Source organism: Rhodoferax sp. PAMC 29310, from assembly GCF_017948265.1.
In the GTDB taxonomy this organism is placed as follows: Bacteria; Pseudomonadota; Gammaproteobacteria; order Burkholderiales; family Burkholderiaceae_C; genus Rhodoferax.
Genome location: NZ_CP072852.1, coordinates 2363526 through 2380479 on the forward strand (window position 1 = coordinate 2363526; position 16954 = coordinate 2380479).

The 16954-nt window shown below is 59.9% G+C and carries 14 protein-coding genes and 1 tRNA gene; 7 read left to right on the plus strand and 8 right to left on the minus strand.

Features of this window, described 5'->3' with window-relative positions; genetic code table 11:
* The first annotated feature begins 8 nt into the window (after positions 1-8).
* The 6 genes from J8G15_RS10845 (at position 9) to J8G15_RS10870 (ending at position 8551) form a co-directional block, all read left to right on the plus strand.
* A complete protein-coding gene (locus tag J8G15_RS10845) occupies positions 9-1223 on the plus strand; it encodes a VWA domain-containing protein (RefSeq protein ID WP_210541933.1) in 1215 nt (404 codons plus the stop codon).
* Positions 1220-3049, plus strand: a complete 1830-nt coding sequence (locus J8G15_RS10850) for an autotransporter assembly complex family protein (protein ID WP_210541935.1) — start codon at positions 1220-1222, stop codon at positions 3047-3049. The genes J8G15_RS10845 and J8G15_RS10850 overlap by 4 nt, the downstream gene beginning before the upstream one ends.
* Positions 3049-6852 carry a translocation/assembly module TamB domain-containing protein gene (locus tag J8G15_RS10855; RefSeq protein WP_210541937.1) on the plus strand — a complete coding sequence of 1268 codons (3804 nt, stop codon included), beginning with the start codon at positions 3049-3051 and terminating at the stop codon, positions 6850-6852. Before J8G15_RS10850 ends, J8G15_RS10855 begins: the two co-directional genes overlap by 1 nt.
* Before the next feature lie 34 nt (positions 6853-6886).
* Positions 6887-6961: transfer RNA gene (locus J8G15_RS10860), tRNA-Arg, on the plus strand.
* Between the two features lie 222 nt (positions 6962-7183).
* A complete protein-coding gene (locus J8G15_RS10865; protein ID WP_210541939.1) occupies positions 7184-7921 on the plus strand; it encodes a PAS domain S-box protein in 738 nt (245 codons plus the stop codon).
* Between the two features lie 33 nt (positions 7922-7954).
* Complete coding sequence (locus J8G15_RS10870) at positions 7955-8551, plus strand: GGDEF domain-containing protein (RefSeq protein ID WP_210541941.1); 597 nt, start codon at positions 7955-7957, stop codon at positions 8549-8551.
* Between the two features lie 82 nt (positions 8552-8633).
* On the opposite strand, the gene J8G15_RS10875 is transcribed toward J8G15_RS10870, so the two are convergent.
* Both J8G15_RS10875 and J8G15_RS10880 read right to left on the minus strand, forming a co-directional pair.
* A complete protein-coding gene (locus tag J8G15_RS10875) occupies positions 8634-9401 on the minus strand; it encodes a ParA family protein (RefSeq protein WP_210541942.1) in 768 nt (255 codons plus the stop codon).
* A gap of 102 nt (positions 9402-9503) precedes the next feature.
* Positions 9504-11129, minus strand: coding sequence for an iron ABC transporter permease (locus tag J8G15_RS10880; protein ID WP_210547549.1), 1626 nt, complete (start codon positions 11127-11129; stop codon positions 9504-9506).
* Between the two features lie 70 nt (positions 11130-11199).
* On the opposite strand from J8G15_RS10880, the gene J8G15_RS10885 reads away from it, so the two are divergent.
* The gene (locus J8G15_RS10885) at positions 11200-12357 is read left to right on the plus strand and encodes an ABC transporter ATP-binding protein (RefSeq protein ID WP_210541943.1); all 1158 of its coding nucleotides are present in this window, start codon (positions 11200-11202) and stop codon (positions 12355-12357) included.
* 10 nt (positions 12358-12367) lie between these two features.
* Here J8G15_RS10885 and J8G15_RS10890 read toward each other — a convergent pair whose 3' ends face one another.
* Genes J8G15_RS10890 through J8G15_RS10915 form a run of 6 tightly spaced genes read right to left on the minus strand, consistent with a single transcriptional unit; the run spans position 12368 to position 16944 of the window.
* Positions 12368-13120, minus strand: coding sequence for a 1-acyl-sn-glycerol-3-phosphate acyltransferase (locus J8G15_RS10890; RefSeq protein ID WP_210541944.1), 753 nt, complete (start codon positions 13118-13120; stop codon positions 12368-12370).
* The gene (locus tag J8G15_RS10895; RefSeq protein ID WP_240538243.1) at positions 13117-14424 is read right to left on the minus strand and encodes a dihydroorotase; all 1308 of its coding nucleotides are present in this window, start codon (positions 14422-14424) and stop codon (positions 13117-13119) included. Before J8G15_RS10895 ends, J8G15_RS10890 begins: the two co-directional genes overlap by 4 nt.
* A gap of 38 nt (positions 14425-14462) precedes the next feature.
* Positions 14463-15425, minus strand: coding sequence for an aspartate carbamoyltransferase catalytic subunit (locus J8G15_RS10900; protein WP_210541945.1), 963 nt, complete (start codon positions 15423-15425; stop codon positions 14463-14465).
* A gap of 3 nt (positions 15426-15428) precedes the next feature.
* Complete coding sequence (gene pyrR / locus J8G15_RS10905; protein WP_210541946.1) at positions 15429-15926, minus strand: bifunctional pyr operon transcriptional regulator/uracil phosphoribosyltransferase PyrR; 498 nt, start codon at positions 15924-15926, stop codon at positions 15429-15431.
* Complete coding sequence (ruvX, locus tag J8G15_RS10910) at positions 15923-16348, minus strand: Holliday junction resolvase RuvX (RefSeq protein WP_210541947.1); 426 nt, start codon at positions 16346-16348, stop codon at positions 15923-15925. Before ruvX ends, pyrR begins: the two co-directional genes overlap by 4 nt.
* Positions 16345-16944, minus strand: a complete 600-nt coding sequence (locus J8G15_RS10915) for a YqgE/AlgH family protein (RefSeq protein WP_210541948.1) — start codon at positions 16942-16944, stop codon at positions 16345-16347. The genes ruvX and J8G15_RS10915 overlap by 4 nt, the downstream gene beginning before the upstream one ends.
* Positions 16945-16954: the final 10 nt, after the last annotated feature.

Sequence of the window (16954 nt, forward strand, 5' to 3'; positions counted from 1 at the left end):
ACCCCATCATGTTGCTTGATTTCTTCTACACCCTTCGATCGGCCAAGTTACCGGTGTCCGTCAAGGAATACCTGACCCTGCTGGAAGCCCTGAAAGAAGGTGTGGTGGGGCCGAATACGCCTGAACCAGACTTTGAGGGCGGCCCCACAGGCTACAAGATTGACGACTTTTATTACCTGAGCCGCACGGCACTGGTGAAAGACGAGAAACACTTCGACAAGTTCGACCGCGCTTTTTCAGCCTATTTCAAAGGCATCGAGATGGTGGCGGACTTCACCAAAGAGGTGCCGCTGGAGTGGTTGCGCAAGAACCTGGAACTCGATCTCAGCGCTGAGGAGCGCGCCAAGATCGAGAAAATGGGCTGGGATGAGCTGATGAAGACGCTGAAAAAGCGGTTTGAAGAACAAAAGGAACGGCACGAAGGCGGCAGCAAATGGATCGGAACCAGCGGCACCAGCCCCTTTGGCGCCTATGGCCAAAATCCGCAAGGCATTCGCATAGGCCAGGACAAAAGCCGCAACCGCAGCGCCGTGAAGGTTTGGGACCAACGCGCCTACAAGGATTACGACGATACACAGGAACTGGGCACGCGCAACATCAAGGTGGCTTTGCGCCGGCTGCGCAAGTTTGCCCGGGAGGGGCACGAAGACGAGCTGGATCTGGACAACACCATCCGCTCCACCGCTGCCAACGCTGGCTACCTGGACATAAAGATGCGGCCTGAGCGCCACAACAACGTCAAGGTCTTGCTGCTGATGGATGTGGGTGGCTCAATGGACGACCACATCACGCGGGTCGAGGAGATGTTCTCAGCCGCCAAAGCAGAGTTCAAGCACCTGGAGTTTTATTACTTTCACAACTGCGTGTATGACTTCATGTGGAAGAACAACCGGCGCCGTTTTGCCGAGAAGTTTGCGACCTGGGACATCATTCGCAAATACAACAAAGACTACAAACTGATCTTTGTGGGCGATGCCACCATGAGCCCCTATGAGATTCTGCAGCCCGGTGGCAGTGTGGAATACAGCAACGAAGAAGCCGGCGTCGAATGGCTGGGTCGCCTGACCAGCGCGTTCCCAAAGTTCGCCTGGATCAACCCCGAGCCGCAAGGCGTCTGGGAGTACCGCCAAAGCATCAGTGTGGTTCAACAACTGATGAATCAGCGCATGTTTCCCCTCACGCTGAAAGGCCTCGAGGACACCATGCGGTTGCTGTCCAAATGAAATGGGGCATCCTTTCTGCCCTGATGATCGGGCTCCCCTTTGGGGCTGTCGCTCAGGAACCGCCTGCCGCTGCGCCCACTAGCGAAGTGGCCGCAGCAACCACGTTTGAACTGAAGGTGGACGCCCCGGATGCCATTCGCGATCTGCTGAACACCCACCTGGAGATCAAACGCTACCGCGAAGTCAGCGATTTGAGCGACAACGAGCTGAGGCGGCTGATGCTGGTCGCCAAGGAAGACAGCCGCGCGCTGCTTGGCACGATCGGCTACTTCTCGCCTGAGATTCAGGCTGAATTGGACATCACCGATGGGGAACGCCGCCGCACCGTCACGTTAACGGTGGTGCCGGGCGAGCCCACGCTTGTGAGCGATGTCAACCTGACCTTCACTGGCGCCATCAGCCAAGACCCGACGACCCAACTACAGCGTGAGAAGATTCAAAACGACTGGTCTTTTCGCAATGGCATGCGCTTTACCCAGGTCCGGTGGGACGCGGCCAAATTGCAGGCGTTGCGCCAGTTGACCAATGAGCGCTTTCCTGCCGGGCAACTGGGCGAGTCTTTGGCCGACATCGACCCAACAGCCCACCTGGTCCGCCTTAACGTGACCCTGGATTCCGGCCCCAACTACCGACTCGGAAAACTCCAGATCAACGGCTTGGAGCGCTATGACGAGGAACTGGTCACCCGGCTGGCCCGCCTGCCGGTCGGTGCCGACTATGACCAATTGGACTTGGTAGCTGCCCAGCGGCGACTGGCCAACAGCGGGTACTTTGACTCGGCCTATGTCTCGATCGATACCAGCGGCGACCCTGAAAACGCACCGGTGGTCGTGCAACTGCGCGAAGGCAAGTTGAAGAAAATCGTGCTGGGAGTGGGTATCAGCACCGACAGCGGGCCCCGTTTGTCGCTGGAGCACACCAATCACAAATTGCCATGGCTGGGTTGGCGCGCCCTGTCCAAAATTTCACTCGACAACGAGACCCGTGCCATCAGCACCGAACTGACGGCCCCCCCTGACATGGACAACTGGCGCTGGATCACCTCCGCCCAGATTCAAAACCAGAACACTGGGGGCGTTGATGTCACCAGCCAACGGTGGCGCGGTGGTCGCCGCCAGGACAGTGACCGCATCGACCGCAGCTACTACCTCGAATACGACCGGGCGGATACCGCGTCCAGCACCAATGCATTGCCCATCGTGGCCCAGTCACTCAGTGTCAACTACGCTTTCACACTACGCAGTTTTGACAGCATGCCCTTCCCCTCATCTGGCTGGGGCCTGGGGGTCGAAGTCGGCGGCGGAACCACCCTGGGGGGTCAGCGCGATCCCTTCAGCCGGGTGCTGGCCCGCGGGCGGTACTACTTCTCACTGGCGGACAGCAACGACAACGCAGCCACTCAGCTGCGCTCGGGTCGAATCGTGTTGCGCGCGGAAGGCGGCGCGGTGATCGCCAAAGACGGCATCTCCCTGCCCAGCACCCAATTGTTTTTGACCGGCGGTGACACCACCGTGCGCGGTTACAGCTACCGCGAGCTGGGGGTCACCCAGACGAGCGGGCTGGTGGCCCCTGGGCGCTATATGGTGAACGGCGGCGTGGAGTGGCAAAGCCCGCTCATCTCCGACGGACAGGTCACGGACTGGGAAGGCGCCTTGTTCGTGGACGCAGGTGGCGTCGCGGACGCCCCTTCCAACCTCAATCACAAAGTGGGCGTTGGCGCGGGTGTTCGCTGGAAGAGCCCGATTGGGCCGCTGCAAATCGACTTGGCCTATGGTCTCGACACTCAGCGACTTCGGCTGCACATGAACGTAGGTTTTAATTTCTGATGAAAGTGTTTCGTTATGCCCTGCTGGGGCTGCTTTCAGTGGTGGTACTTGTCCTGGCCTTGCTGGGTGGCGCATGGTTGTGGGGCGGTTCGGCCACCTCGTTGTCGACCCTCTTGGCACGTGTCGGCCCCTATCTGCCAGCAGATCAGTCTCTCTCGGTGAGCGAAGTGACCGGTTCCCTGCGCGATGGCGGCCGCATTGGCAGCTTGCGCTGGCGCCAAGGTGAACTCAGTGTGGAGGCCACAGATGTTGAGTTGGCCTGGACACTGCGCCCCTTGTGGGACGGCGAGCTTCGCATCCGTCAAGTAACCGTCCAACACCTGCGCGTTGACGATCAACGGCCTCCCAGCCCCTCCGAGGACAAGGAGCCCCCATCAGGATTCAGCCTGCCCATCAAGGTCAGTCTGCCGTTTGCAGTCAACACGGTCGAATGGATGGGCCCTCCGGCCCTGGTAGCGACAGAACTCAAGGGAAGCTATCAATTTAATAGCACTCACCACACTCTTGACTTGGACCAAGTGCTTATTTCATCTGGCAAATACGCTTTGCAGGCCAAACTGGAAGCCCTCGCCCCCATGGCGGTGGAGGTCAAGCTTCAGGGCACCGTGAGCACCGAAGTACCGGGCAGCGGCCAAGCCATCACCGTCACCGCCAAGGCCGACATAACGGGCGAATTGAGCCACGCGGATTCCCAACTGGCATTGCAAGCCCAACTACTTCCCGCCTTGGGCGGCCAAGCTCAGCGCAACCCGCAAGCCACTTTAAACGCCCAAATACAGCCATGGAACGCGCAGCCGCTGGCTCAGGCAAAGGGACGGTGGCAGTCGCTCAACCTGGCGGCGCTCTGGCCCCAAGCGCCCAAGACCGATCTCAGCGGCGAAGCCAGCGTCACGCCAGCCGGCTCCGGCTGGCAAGGCTCGCTAGTGGCCCGCAACTCCCGCAGTGGCCCGTGGGACCAGCAGTCCCTGCCCCTGCAAGACATCAACGCCCAGGTTATGTTTGACGGCGGTCGCTGGCTGTTGAAATCACTGCAGGCCAAAGGCGCTGGCGGTGAATTGCTGGCCCGCGGTGAAGCCACCCAAGGCCCCGACGGAGCAGCCTCACCCACCGACTGGAAGGTCTCGGGCACCGCCCGTCAGATCAACCCGGCGGCACTGGACACCCGGTTGGACACCATCAGTTTGGATGGTGCTTTGACGGCCGAACAAGGCCCTCAAGGCATCCGTTTTGAGGCCAGTCTGCAGCCATCGATCAGGCAGACCGTGCCGCTTTCCAAAACCTTGCGCGGCTTGCGACTTAAAGCGGTTCAGGCCAGTGGTCTCTGGCGCGCCCCAACTCTGCAGCTCGACTCGCTGCTGGTGCAAACAGACGACGCGAAGATGACCGGCCAAGCCACCGTGCACACCCAAACACTTGCCACCCAGGGGCAATTGGCCTTGGTCGTGCCCGGGGCACAAGCTAACTTGGCCGGCCGCATGACCAGCGCTGACGGCGATGGGGCACTGCAGTTCAAAGCGGGCAATGCTGCCGTGCTCACTCAATGGTTGGCCCGCCTGCCCGGCATGCCGAAAGGGCTGACCGACCTTTACCTCCAGGGCGGTGCGGACCTGTCCGCCCGGTGGCAGGGAGGCTGGCAGAAACAAGGCCAGGCACTGAATCTGAAAGCCAACATTGACACACAAAAACTCGACCTTTTTCCGGGCCCGAAGGCCACGGAGGCCACACTGGGGCTGCGTGACACCCAACTGACCCTGACTGGCACCCTGCGTGCGCTTGAACTCCAGGTGAAGACCAAGCTCAACACCCCCACCCACCAATTGGCCCTGCAGTCCCAACTGCAAGGCGGACAACAAGTTGATGGTCAGTGGCAAGCGCAGATCAACACCGCGAAGTTGACGGCCAAGGAATCCAGTACCAGCGGTACCTGGACTGCCCAACTCACCAACAAAGTGAGCCTCAACCTGAAGCAAGACGCCACCCGCCAGTCGCTGGCGGTGGGCGCAGGGGCCTTGAGCTTGACCGGCCCTGTACCCGGCACAGCCCAGCTCAACTGGCAAGCCGCCAACTGGTCCCGCCGCAACAACGGCAAGACGGGACAAACTGCATGGGCGACTCGCGGCAATATCAGCCAACTGCCTTTGGGCTGGATCGAATTTTTGGGTAAAACCCCGTTGGTTAACCTCGGATTGCGTGGCGACCTGGTCTTTGGCGGCCAGTGGGACGCCGTCAGTGCCGACGCCTTGAACCTGACCTTGATTGTGGAACGCTCCAGTGGTGACCTGCAGCTGCTGGGAGAAGACGGCCAAACCGTGGCCCTGAGCGCCGGCTTGCGTGATGCACGCCTGGTGCTGACCGCCAACAACGAAAACCTGGGCGCCACCCTGATTTGGGACAGCCAGCGCGCCGGGCGGCTGAATGCCACCGCGAGCACACGCTTGCCGATCAAAGACGGGCTTTGGACTTGGACCCCAACTGCTCCGTTGGCCGGAAAAATCAGCGCTGAACTGCCGCCGGTGGGCGCCTGGTCGCTATTGGCCCCGCCAGGCTGGCGACTCAGCGGCACGCTGGACGCGGACACCACACTCTCTGGCACATTGGGCACGCCGCTTTGGCATGGGCGCCTGCAGGCCAAAGACATGGCAGTGCGCTCAGTGGTGGATGGAATTGACTTCAGCCAAGGAACACTCACCACCCGACTGGATGGGCAGCGCCTGATCATCGACGAGTTCGCTTTGCAAGGCGCCGGTGGTGCACAAGGCGGTCAGCTGTCGATGAAGGGCTTGGTGGAGTGGCTGCCAGCCGGTAAAACACCGCCTGCCAGCCCGCTGGCCCGTCTGCGAATGGATCTGGATGCCTCGCTGAAATCCCTGCGAATGAGCTCGCGCGTGGACCGCCGCCTGATCATGTCCGGCCAACTCACTGCGCGACTGGCGGACAACCAATTGGCGATTCGGGGCGCTTTGACGACCGATGAGGCTTTGATTATTCTGCCCGATGACTCCGCCCCCCAACTGGGCAAGGATGTGGTCGTACGGGGCCGGACCGACACTGAGCCCGCAAGCCGCCCGACCGCAGAATCGACCAACGCCATCACGCCAGATTTGCTCGTCACGCTTGACCTTGGCCCGGACTTTCAGGTCAAAGGCCGCGGTTTGTCCTCCAGATTGGCGGGTAAATTGACGCTCACCAGCTCGGCGCAAACCAATGGCCAGCCCCGTCTGACCGGCACGGTCAGCACGGTCCGTGGCACCTTCAAGGCTTACGGCCAGGAACTCGACATCGAAGAAGGCGTGTTGCGTTTTACGGGCCCGTACGACAACCCGTCCTTGAACGTGCTGGCTCTGCGGTCCAAGCTGTCGCAGCGGGTTGGTGTGCAAATCAATGGCACGGCGCGCTCGCCGGTCGTTCGCCTGTATGCCGACCCCGAGTTGCCCGAGGCGGAGAAGCTGGCCTGGCTGGTGCTGGGCCGCTCACCCAACGGGGGCGGGGCAGAAACCGCCCTTTTGCAACAGGCGGCGCTGGCCTTGATGGGGCGCAATGACAATGGCACCGGGGTCAGCCTAGCGCAACGGATCGGGCTGGACGAACTATCCGTCGGCGGCGGCACCGGTGGCGTCAGTGGGGCCACATTGACAGTGGGGAAGCGCCTGTCGCAGGACTTCTATGTGGCCTATGAAACCGGGTTGGCGGGTGCGGTGGGCACCTTGCAAGTGTTTTACGACTTGTCACGTCGCTTCACCCTGCGCGCGACCACGGGCAACCAAAGTGCAGTCGACCTGATCTTCACCCATCGCTACGACTGAGTCACCGCCCAGCCCCCTTACAATGCGGGGCGCTGCCGTCGTAGTTCAACGGATAGAACGGGGACCTCCTAAGTCTCAGATACAGGTTCGATTCCTGTCGGGGGCACCATTTCAAAAGCTGGACACTAAAAAGGCGTCTGGCCTTTTTCTTGTTGGCACCTCCATTGGGCCAAAAAACCACCCCCATCGAGCAACCGCGCTAGGGAATTCAGTGGCTTGCCGCGTGGCCCATCCCCCATCAGGGTCATTGACCCTCGTCCCAAGGATGCTAGAGTGGCCTGAAGTAAAGCGAGTGACTCGCTGTTATTGGCCTCAATTTTCGGACTTCACCTTGCACGAACTGCCTGCCATTCACACCGAAGCGCTCCGCCTCATGGATGCCGCCGGAGTGTCCGTTGTTTTCGTTGACGCCAATATGCGCGTCACCAGCTTCACGGACCATGCGGCCATCATTCCCAACCTGATTTGGCTGGATGCAGGGCGTCCTCTGGCCCATGTTTTTGCCAACATGCAAGGGTGCGAGGATTTGATCGTTGCCACGCAATGCGTCCTGGACCATCCCGCCTCCCAGACGGCTCACCTGCTGGCGCCTGCCGGCAACTGGATGGAGGCCACAGTCAGGCCCTGTCGCAGCGAGAACCTCGGACCAACGGGCGCGGTGATCAACCTGGTCAACGTGAGTGAAATCAAGCGACTGACCCAGGCACTGCTGGAGGCCCAGTCCAAAAACTACGCGCTGGTGGAATGGTCTCTGGAAGCCACCCATATTCTTCGCGATGGTCACTTCGTTTATCTGAACCCGGCGGCAATCGAGTTGTATGGGGCCGACTCCGCCCAAGAGCTGCTGGGTCAACCGTCAAAAGACCGGGTGCATTCTGACGATCTCCCCCTGGCATTGTCCAGAATGAGTGCTCTGATTGGCCAGCAAGAGAATGCGCCGTTGACCGAGATGAGGTTCATCAAACTCGACGGCGCCGTCATGGACGTGCAAGCCCAGGCGACCCTGATCGATCACGAGGGGGCGCCCGCCATTCAGGTCGCTTGGCGCGATGTCACAGAACAAAAATGAACCGCCCTGCTCCAACAGGAGAGTCGCGCCCGCATGCAGGTGGCGGACAACGTCCTGCAGTTGGCTTTTCAGGACATGTTGACTGGCCTGCCCAATCGGCGGGTGCTGATTGACCGTGTCAATCAGGCCCGAGTTGCCAGCAAACGCAGCGAACTTTACGCTTCGCTGCTGTTGTTGGACCTGGATAACTTCAAACCGCTGAACGACACCTACGGCCACGCCGCCGGTGACCTTCTGCTGATTGAAGTTGCACGGCGGCTGCAGCAATGCGTGCGTGAAACCGATTTGGTGGTGCGCTTTGGTGGCGACGAATTTGTGGTGTTGTTGACCGCCCTGAGCCGGCATCAAGGGGATGCGGCCGAATTGGCTGACGCGGTCGCGAAGAAGATTGCCCATGCGCTCAAGCAACCTTATTTGCTAGAAGTTCAGGATGAGTTACGGCAGAGTTCAACTGTCGAGCACCACTGCACTGCAAGCATCGGTATCGCCCTGTTTGTGAACGAGGCCGCTTGCCACGACGAAATCCTCAAATGGGCGGATGCGGCGATGTACCGCGCGAAAAAGGCGGGGAAGAACCGGATTCAACTTCATGACTCTGCGGCACTTTTCCCCGGGGAAAAAGAAGATTAGTCCAGTGGAAGTCAGCGCATAACGCTACTTTTCTGATAGCAAAGATTCAACTCCGGCAACGGCATCACGCCGAGCAAGCCAGTTAGTCCGCCAACGCTTCGTGCAACTCCACCAAGGCCAGCGTCAGCTTGTGATTGGGGTCGAGGTAAATCATGGGCAGAGACTGCTCGTGTGATTCCCGGATGCGGACCGACGATGGCAGGTAGGGCTGCAACACGGGCAAGCCTTCTTCGATCAACTCGTTCACCATGCGCTGGGGCAGATTGGCGCGAGGTTGAAACTGGTTCACCACAATGCCTTTGACGACCAGATCAGGATTGTGATCGGCCCGAATTTCCTGTACGTTGTCCATCAAGGTGTACAGCGCTTTGCGGGAGAACTCATCGCAGTCAAATGGGATCAGGCATCCGCTGGCCCCAATAAGGGCGGAACGGGTGAAGAAATTCAGCGCCGGTGGTGTGTCGATATAAATGCGGTCATAGGTCTCGCCCAGCTTTTGCAACGCTTCACGCAGTTTGTAGATTTTCTGGCGCGATTCCAACTTGGTCTGCAATTCTGTCAGCGCAGGGCTGGAAGGCATGACATGGAGATTTTCATGCGGGGTGACCACAATGAACTCGGTCGGCGGCACCGGGCGAAAACTGTAACTCAAAGAGTGCTCAAAGAAGCCCGCCACATTGGGCTGATCGTCGCTCGCGCTGTCGCCTAGCAAATAGCTGGTGGAATTGCCCTGCGGGTCCAAATCGATGACCAGGGTTTGGAGCCCCTGGCTGGCACTGATGGCTGCCAGATTGCAGGTGATGGTGGATTTTCCAACCCCACCTTTCTGGTTGAAGACGACGAGAGGCATGACAGGGCTCCTTGAACTGCGTGAAAAATGGGCGGGATGAGGGCTTTATTGTGCACTGCATCAAAAGTACGCCGACATCCACTCACGGCAGTCGCAATTGGGTCAGTGAGCGGGGGCACGCAAGGTGCGACTGAGCATGACCACGGGAATTAAACCCACAAGCACCAGTGCCAATGAAGGCAGGGCCGCCTCGCCCAGGCGCTCATCCCGTGCCAACTGGTAGGCGACCACGGCCAGCGTGTCGCTGTTGAACGGCCGCAGCACCAGCGTGGCGGGCAGCTCTTTCATCACATCGACAAAAACCAACAAGGTGGCTGCTGCCGTTGAGCGCTTTAACAAGGGCCAATGCACGCGTCGAAGCAAGGCCATGTCACCGGTACCCAACATCCGTGCAGAGTCATCAAAACTCAGGGGAATACGGGCGTAGCCGCTTTGCACCGACTGCAAGGCGACGGCGCAAAACCGAACCAGGTAGGCCCAAACCAGGCCCAGGGAAGTGGCCGTCATGACATAGCCCACCCCGCTCTGTGGTGCCACCGATTGCAGCCACCCCACCGGCAACAACAGGCCCACCACGATCACAGCACCCGGCACGGCATATCCCAAGCTAACCAGCTGGACCGTCCAGCGGGTCGTCCAATCTGAGCGACGGCGCAGATTGAAGGCCAACACCAGGGCCAGCGCCACGGCCAGCACCGCGCTCAGCGCGCCCAGACGCAGGCTATTCAGTGTCCAGCCCAGAAACGGTCCCCACGAGAGCACCGACCAATCCGCCACCAAGGGGCGAAGCATGAACAGCACAGGCAGCACAAAACCCATCACGATGGGGGCGCTGCACACCCACCACGCCAGCCATTTGGCCCGCCCGTGCAGCCTCAAGGGGCGGGCATCCAGGGAACCGGCCCGCGTCCCCCGCGTGGCAGAAAAACGCATGCGCTTCTCCGCGCGATGCTCCAGAAACAATAACAAGGCCACAAAGGCCAGCAGCAAGGTCGCCAACTGGGCGGCGGCAATTCGGTTGTCCATCGACAGCCAGGCTTTGTAGATGCCGGCCGTGAAGGTTTGAATGCCAAAGTAACTTGACACACCGAAATCGGCCAGCGTTTCCATCAATGCCAGAGCGGTGCCTGCGGCCACGGCCGGCCGGGCCAAGGGCAAAGCCACCTCCAAAATTCGCCGGCGCATGGGCGCCCCCAACAAGCGGGCCGCTTCCATTAGCTGTGAGGCGCGCTCGCCCAGCGCGGTGCGCGCCAGCAGATAGACATAGGGGTACAGGGCAAAGATGAACACCAGCGCCGCGCCCCCTTCGCTTCGCACCTCAGGAAAGACGCGCCCCTCCAAGCCAAAAACGTCGCGAATCAGCGTCTGAAACGGACCGGCAAACTGCAGGAAGTCGGTGTAGGCGTACGCGACCACATAGGCGGGAATCGCCATTGGAAGCAGCAGGGCCCATTCAAACAGTTTTCGCCCAGGAAAATCAAACAGCGTCACCGCTGCGGCCGCGGTCAGCCCGACGACGATCACGCCGACTGCGACCGTCACGCAAAGTCGCAAGGTGGTCCAGAGGTAATCTGGCAATACCGTGCTACGCATTTCCCGCAGTATTTGGGCGGCCACGCCATTCGAATCGCCGCCAGGCAGCCATGAGGAGAACACGGCCAACACCGGCAGCATGAAAGCCAGTGTCAAGAGCAAAAAGAGGGTTTGGCGAAGCCGGCGAAACAGCATGAGGAAGATCACCCGACTTGAGGCAAGCGCGTAAAGTAAATGAGAATTGTAAGCATCTACAATTGTTCCCATGTTCTTAGAGGTCTCCCAACTCCGCGTGGCCTACGCCGGCCGCCCTCAACCTGCTGTCCGCGAGGTGTCGCTAGGCCTCAACGCGGGTGACATTGGGGTCTTGATTGGCCCCTCCGGCTGTGGAAAAACCACCTTGCTACGCGCCGTGGCGGGCCTGGAACCGGTGTCAGCAGGCAGCATCAAACTGGCAGACGAGGTCGTTAGCAGTGCATCGTTCAATCTTGCACCCGAAGACCGCCAGATTGGCATGGTGTTTCAGGACTACGCGTTGTTTCCGCACCTGACAATTGGACGCAACGTCGGTTTTGGCATTCACCACTTACCCGGAAAGGCACGCGCCGCTCGTGTGGCGGAGGTACTGGAGCTGGTGGGCTTGGCTGGTCAAGAGGCCCGTTTTCCGCACGAACTGTCTGGCGGGCAACAGCAGCGCGTGGCTTTGGCGCGAGCGCTGGCCCCGAAGCCCCGATTGTTGTTGCTGGACGAACCCTTCTCGAATCTGGATGTGGATTTGCGCGAACGCCTGGCCCATGAGGTGCGCACCATCCTCAAGGCGGCCCAAACCACCGCCCTGTTTGTCACTCACGATCAGCTAGAGGCTTTTGCCATTGGCGACACCATTGGGGTGATGCACGAGGGAGAGTTGCATCAGTGGGATGACGCCTACACCCTGTATCACCGCCCCACCACCCGCTTTGTCGCGGAGTTCATTGGGCACGGTGTGTTTGCGCCGGCAGTCATCCGCCAGGTCGGGCAACAAGTGGTGGTGCAAACCCCTCTGGGCGATTTGACCGATGTGGCCGAGTGCCCCCTGCCCTGCGCTTTTGCAGGTGGCGTCTGTGACGTTCTGCTGCGGGCTGATGACATCGTGCACGATGATGACGCGCCGGTGAAGGCGCAAATTGTTCGCAAGGCGTTTCGGGGTTCGGAGTTTCTCTACACCCTGCGTCTGGCCAGTGGCGAGACGGTGATGGCCCACGTGCCCAGCCACCATGACCACAAGGTCGGGGAGTGGATCGGCATTCGCGCCCAGGTCGACCATGTGGTCACCTTCAACCGGGATTGCCCGGGCGTGGATGGAAAAGTTTGCCAAATGCCTTGTGAAAATACCGTGCGTCCTATTGCCATCCAGCTGCGCTCCGACACCGTTGGTGCCTGAGCGACAAGAATTAGGCGGGAGTCCGCAAACGGCTCACTTCGGTTCGCAAATCAGCCGCCCAGGTGCGACGATCCCGGCCTTGCGCATATTGCGCCTCGCCGTAGGAGAGCACCACGCACAGCGGCTGCGCCTTGAGCGTTCGCCACATGGACTGCATCAAGGTATCGTCACCGATGTAGCAAGGGGCCAGGCTGGTGGTCCCGGTAGCTTCGTCAATGAACGAAATTGCCACGGGCATCACCGGCGCATTGACAGCAATGGCGGCCTGAAAGAGGTTGGCGTGAAAAGGCAGCAAGCTGACCCCGTCGCTGGTCGTGCCTTCTGGAAAGACCGCCAGCACATCGCCAGCAGTGAGCTGCTCGGCCATATGGTGAACCACGCGCATGGCGTCACGGCGAGACTCTCGCTCAATAAACAACGTGCCACCGGCGCTGGCCATCGCGCCAATCAACGGCCAGTGTTTGATGTCGGCCTTGGACACAAAGCGACAGGGGCGAGCGGCCAGCATCACCACAATATCCAGCCACGAGATGTGGTTGGAGGCCAATAACATTGGACCCTGAGCGGGTGGCACGCCATTTACTATTACTTTGATAGCAAACTTATCAAGCAAAGAAAGGGACCAACTCTTGATTCGTGCCTCTTTTTGCTGGGGAGTCATCTTGGGCAGCCGTGTAAACACCAGCCAGCCGCCCCAAAGGATGTAGCTGACAACACGCACGAGCCTCCAGACGGCCAGCAGCCGTACTACCGCGCCCGTCATTGCGCTTGGTAAGCGACGCGACCGCCGACCACGGTGCAGCGCACCCGTCCCGGTAATTCGTAGCCAGAGAAAGGGGTGTGCTTGCCTTGGCTGCGCAAAGCACTGGCTTCCACCACCCAATCCTCATTCGGCGCAAAAATACACAAGTCGGCCAGCCCACCGACAGCGATGCGCCCGACACGGCCCGCGCGCTTACCCAGCGACTGCCCCAGGACATCAGCCGGTCCACTGGTGACCACGGCCACAGCACGGGCCAGGTCCACTTTTTTATCCACGCTCCACTTGTAGGCCAGGCTCAGCAAGAGTTCAACGCCCGTGGCGCCGGGTTCGCTTTCGGCAAAGGGGAGGTTCTTGGCGTCTTCATCCACCGGAGTGTGGTCAGACACCAAGGCGTCGATAGTGCCATCGGCCAAACCGGAGGAAAGCGCGTCACGGTCGCGCTGCTGACGCAGCGGCGGGTTCAATCGCGCGCGGCTGTCAAAGTAGCTGATGTCGGCGTCTGTCAGGTGTAGCGAGTTGATATTGATATCGCAACTGACTTTCAGTCCATCCAATTTGGCTTGCCGCACCAAAGCAACGCCGGCGGCACTGCTGAGTCGGCACAAGTGAACCCGGGCGTCCGTCGTTTTCATTAATTCAAAGATGGTGAGCAGTCCAATGGTTTCGGCTGCCACGGGCACCCCACTCAAGCCCATGCGGGTGGCCAGCGCGCCGCTGGCCGCCACGCCCTTGCCCAGGTAGTAGTCTTGGGGCCGCAACCACACGGTGTAGCCAAACGTGCTGGCGTATTGCAGGGCACGCTGCAAGACTTGGGTGTTTTGCACTGGCACATCGGCCTGGCTGAAGCCTACACAGCCCGCTTCCGTGAGCTCCAACATTTCAGTCAGCGCCTCACCCGCGAGGTTGCGGGTTAATGCGCCCAGTGGGTACAAGCGGCCCAGGTTGAGCTTCTCAGCCCTGAAGCGCAACATCTCCACCAAGCCGGGTACGTCCAGCACTGGATCGGTGTCGGGTGGGCAAACCAGACTGGTCACCCCGCCGGCCACTGCCGCCGTCATTTCCGATTCCAGCATGCCCTCGTGTTCATGACCTGGCTCACGCAGACGCAGCGCCAAATCCACCAAACCGGGTAGCACCAGGCAGCCCGTAGCGTCAATCGTTTGTTCGGCCTGGAAGTCAGATGCTATATTTTTAATAGCTACCACTGCCCCATTGGCAAGGGCCACGTCGGCAATTTCATCGAAACCGCTGGCGGGGTCGATGACCCGGCCACCCTTGATCAGTAAGTTTTTCTGCATTGTCATCATGAACCCGTCAGTTGCGGTGGCTCGGAGCCGCCGCGTTATGCCTCATTGCCCGCGACGATGCTCATCACCGCCATACGCACGGCGATGCCAAAGGTCACCTGGGGCAAGATTACTGCTTGCTTGCCATCGACCACGGCGGAGTCAATCTCCACCCCCCGGTTGATGGGGCCAGGGTGCATCACGATGGCATCCGGCTTGGCCAATTGCAGTTTCTCAGGCGTGAGGCCATAGCTTTTGAAATATTCATGGCTGGACGGCAGCAAGGCGCCGCTCATGCGCTCGCTTTGCAAGCGCAACATGATGACCACATCGCAATCGCGAATGCCCTCTTCCATGTTGTGGAACACGCGAACCCCCATGTGCGACAGGTCGGACGGCACCAGAGTTTTGGGACCCACAACCCGCACCTCGGCGCAACCCAGAATAGTCAGTGCGTGAATGTCAGAACGGGCAACCCGTGAGTGCAGCACATCGCCAACGATGGCCACGGTGAGGTTGGTGAAGTCTTTCTTGAAGTGCCGAATCGTATACATGTCCAGCAGGCCCTGGGTCGGATGCGAGTGCCGCCCGTCCCCGGCGTTGATCACATGCACATGAGGCGCCACGTGCTGGGCAATCAAATAGGGGGCGCCAGACTCACCGTGGCGAACCACAAACAGGTCCGCGGCCATGGCGCTCAAATTCGCCACGGTGTCCAGCAGTGACTCGCCTTTGGAGGCGGAAGACTTGGCTATGTCCAGGTTGATCACGTCGGCGCTCAGGCGCTTGCCAGCAATCTCGAAAGTGGTTCGGGTACGTGTTGAGTTTTCAAAAAAGAGGTTGAACACGCTCTTGCCACGCAGCAAAGGCACCTTCTTGACCTCGCGATCGTTCACACTGACAAAATTGGTCGCTGTATCCAGCACCTGGTTCAGGATGCTCTTGGGCAGGCCCTCAATGGAGAGCAGGTGAATCAACTCACCATTTTTGTTCAGCTGGGGGTTACGCCGGTACAGCATGGCTTAGCGCTCTTTCACGTTGAAACTGAAGACTCCCGCATCACTGCGCGCCAGAGCCAGTGACTGCTTGGGCGACAGGGCCACCCGCGCGGCAAAGTAATCCGCCTGAATGGGCAATTGGTGACCACTGCGGTCTACCAGCACGGCCAGCTTGACGGAGGCCGGGCGACCGAAGTCAAACAGCTCATTCAACACGGCCCGAATGGTGCGCCCGGTATGCAGCACGTCGTCCAGCAAAATAATGTCTGCCCCATTCACGTCAAAGCCAATTTGAGTCTGCGCCGCCGAGGTCATGCCGCGCTGGGCGAAATCATCACGATGCATGCTCGAAGAAATAATGCCAATGTCTTCAGTCAGGCCCAAATCCTTGTGCATACGCTCAGCCAGCCAGGCGCCGCCCGAGGTCACACCCACCAAGCGCATGCCGGGGCGGTACAGGGCGCGCACGCCCGCCAAAAACTCGGTATAAAGCGCCTCGGCGTCCAGCACGAGTGTGCTCATGGAATACTCCTCAAAAACTGTTCCAAAATAATGCAGGCTGCGGCGGCATCGGCGTCTTTAGCGCCCATGGAGTGCGCTTCGGTTGTCGTGTAGCGCTCATCCACCTCAAACACCGGCAGGTTAAAACGCCCTTGCAACTGGCGAGAGAACTTGCGGGCCCTGCGGGTGTTTTCGTGCTCGGCACCGTCCGGGTGATAGGGCACACCTACCACCAAGGCATCGGGCTGCCATTCGCGCAGACGCTCGGCGATCTTGACGAAGCGCGCATCGCCTTCGGCTTGAATCGTGCCTTGCGGCTGGGCGGTGCGCATCAAGCGGTTGCCAACTGCAAAGCCGGTTCGCTTGATGCCAAAATCCAGCGCCAAAAAAGTCTGCAAGCCGGGGGAAACGGTGGCCGGTGTTACCGCAGGTGCGGTGCTCATGCGTGCCCCGCATCCATGGAGAGCATCCATGCCTCCAGTCCGAGCAACTTCAGCGCTTTGTCATACCGTTCGGCAAAGGGCGTCTCGAAAATCAGGGCCGGGTCTGCTGCCACGGTCAACCAGCTGTTTTCGCCCAACTCTGACTCCAACTGCCCCTCTCCCCAGGCGGCATAACCCAGGGATACCAGGACGCGAGCGGGTCCAAATCCGGTGGAAATCGCCTCCAACACGTCCTTGGAGGTCGTCATTTCCATACCACCTGGAATCATCATCGTCGAGGCATAAACGGCCTCCTCCGGTTGATCCGCTTCGGAGAACGTGGCGTCATGCAGCACAAATCCACGGTCGTTTTGAACCGGCCCGCCCAGGAACACTGGCGCGTCAAACAAATCCTTGCGCAGCAGCGGCAAACTCAGCTTGTCGAACAAGCCGGTCATGCTGATTTCACACGGTTTATTGATTACCAGCCCCAAGGCTCCTTTGTCACTGTGCTCGCACAGGTAGACCACACTGCGATGGAAAACCTCGTCCTGCAATCCGGGCATGGCGATCAGAAAATGATTCGTCAAGTTAGTCAGGGCAAAATCATCATGCATCCAACAATTT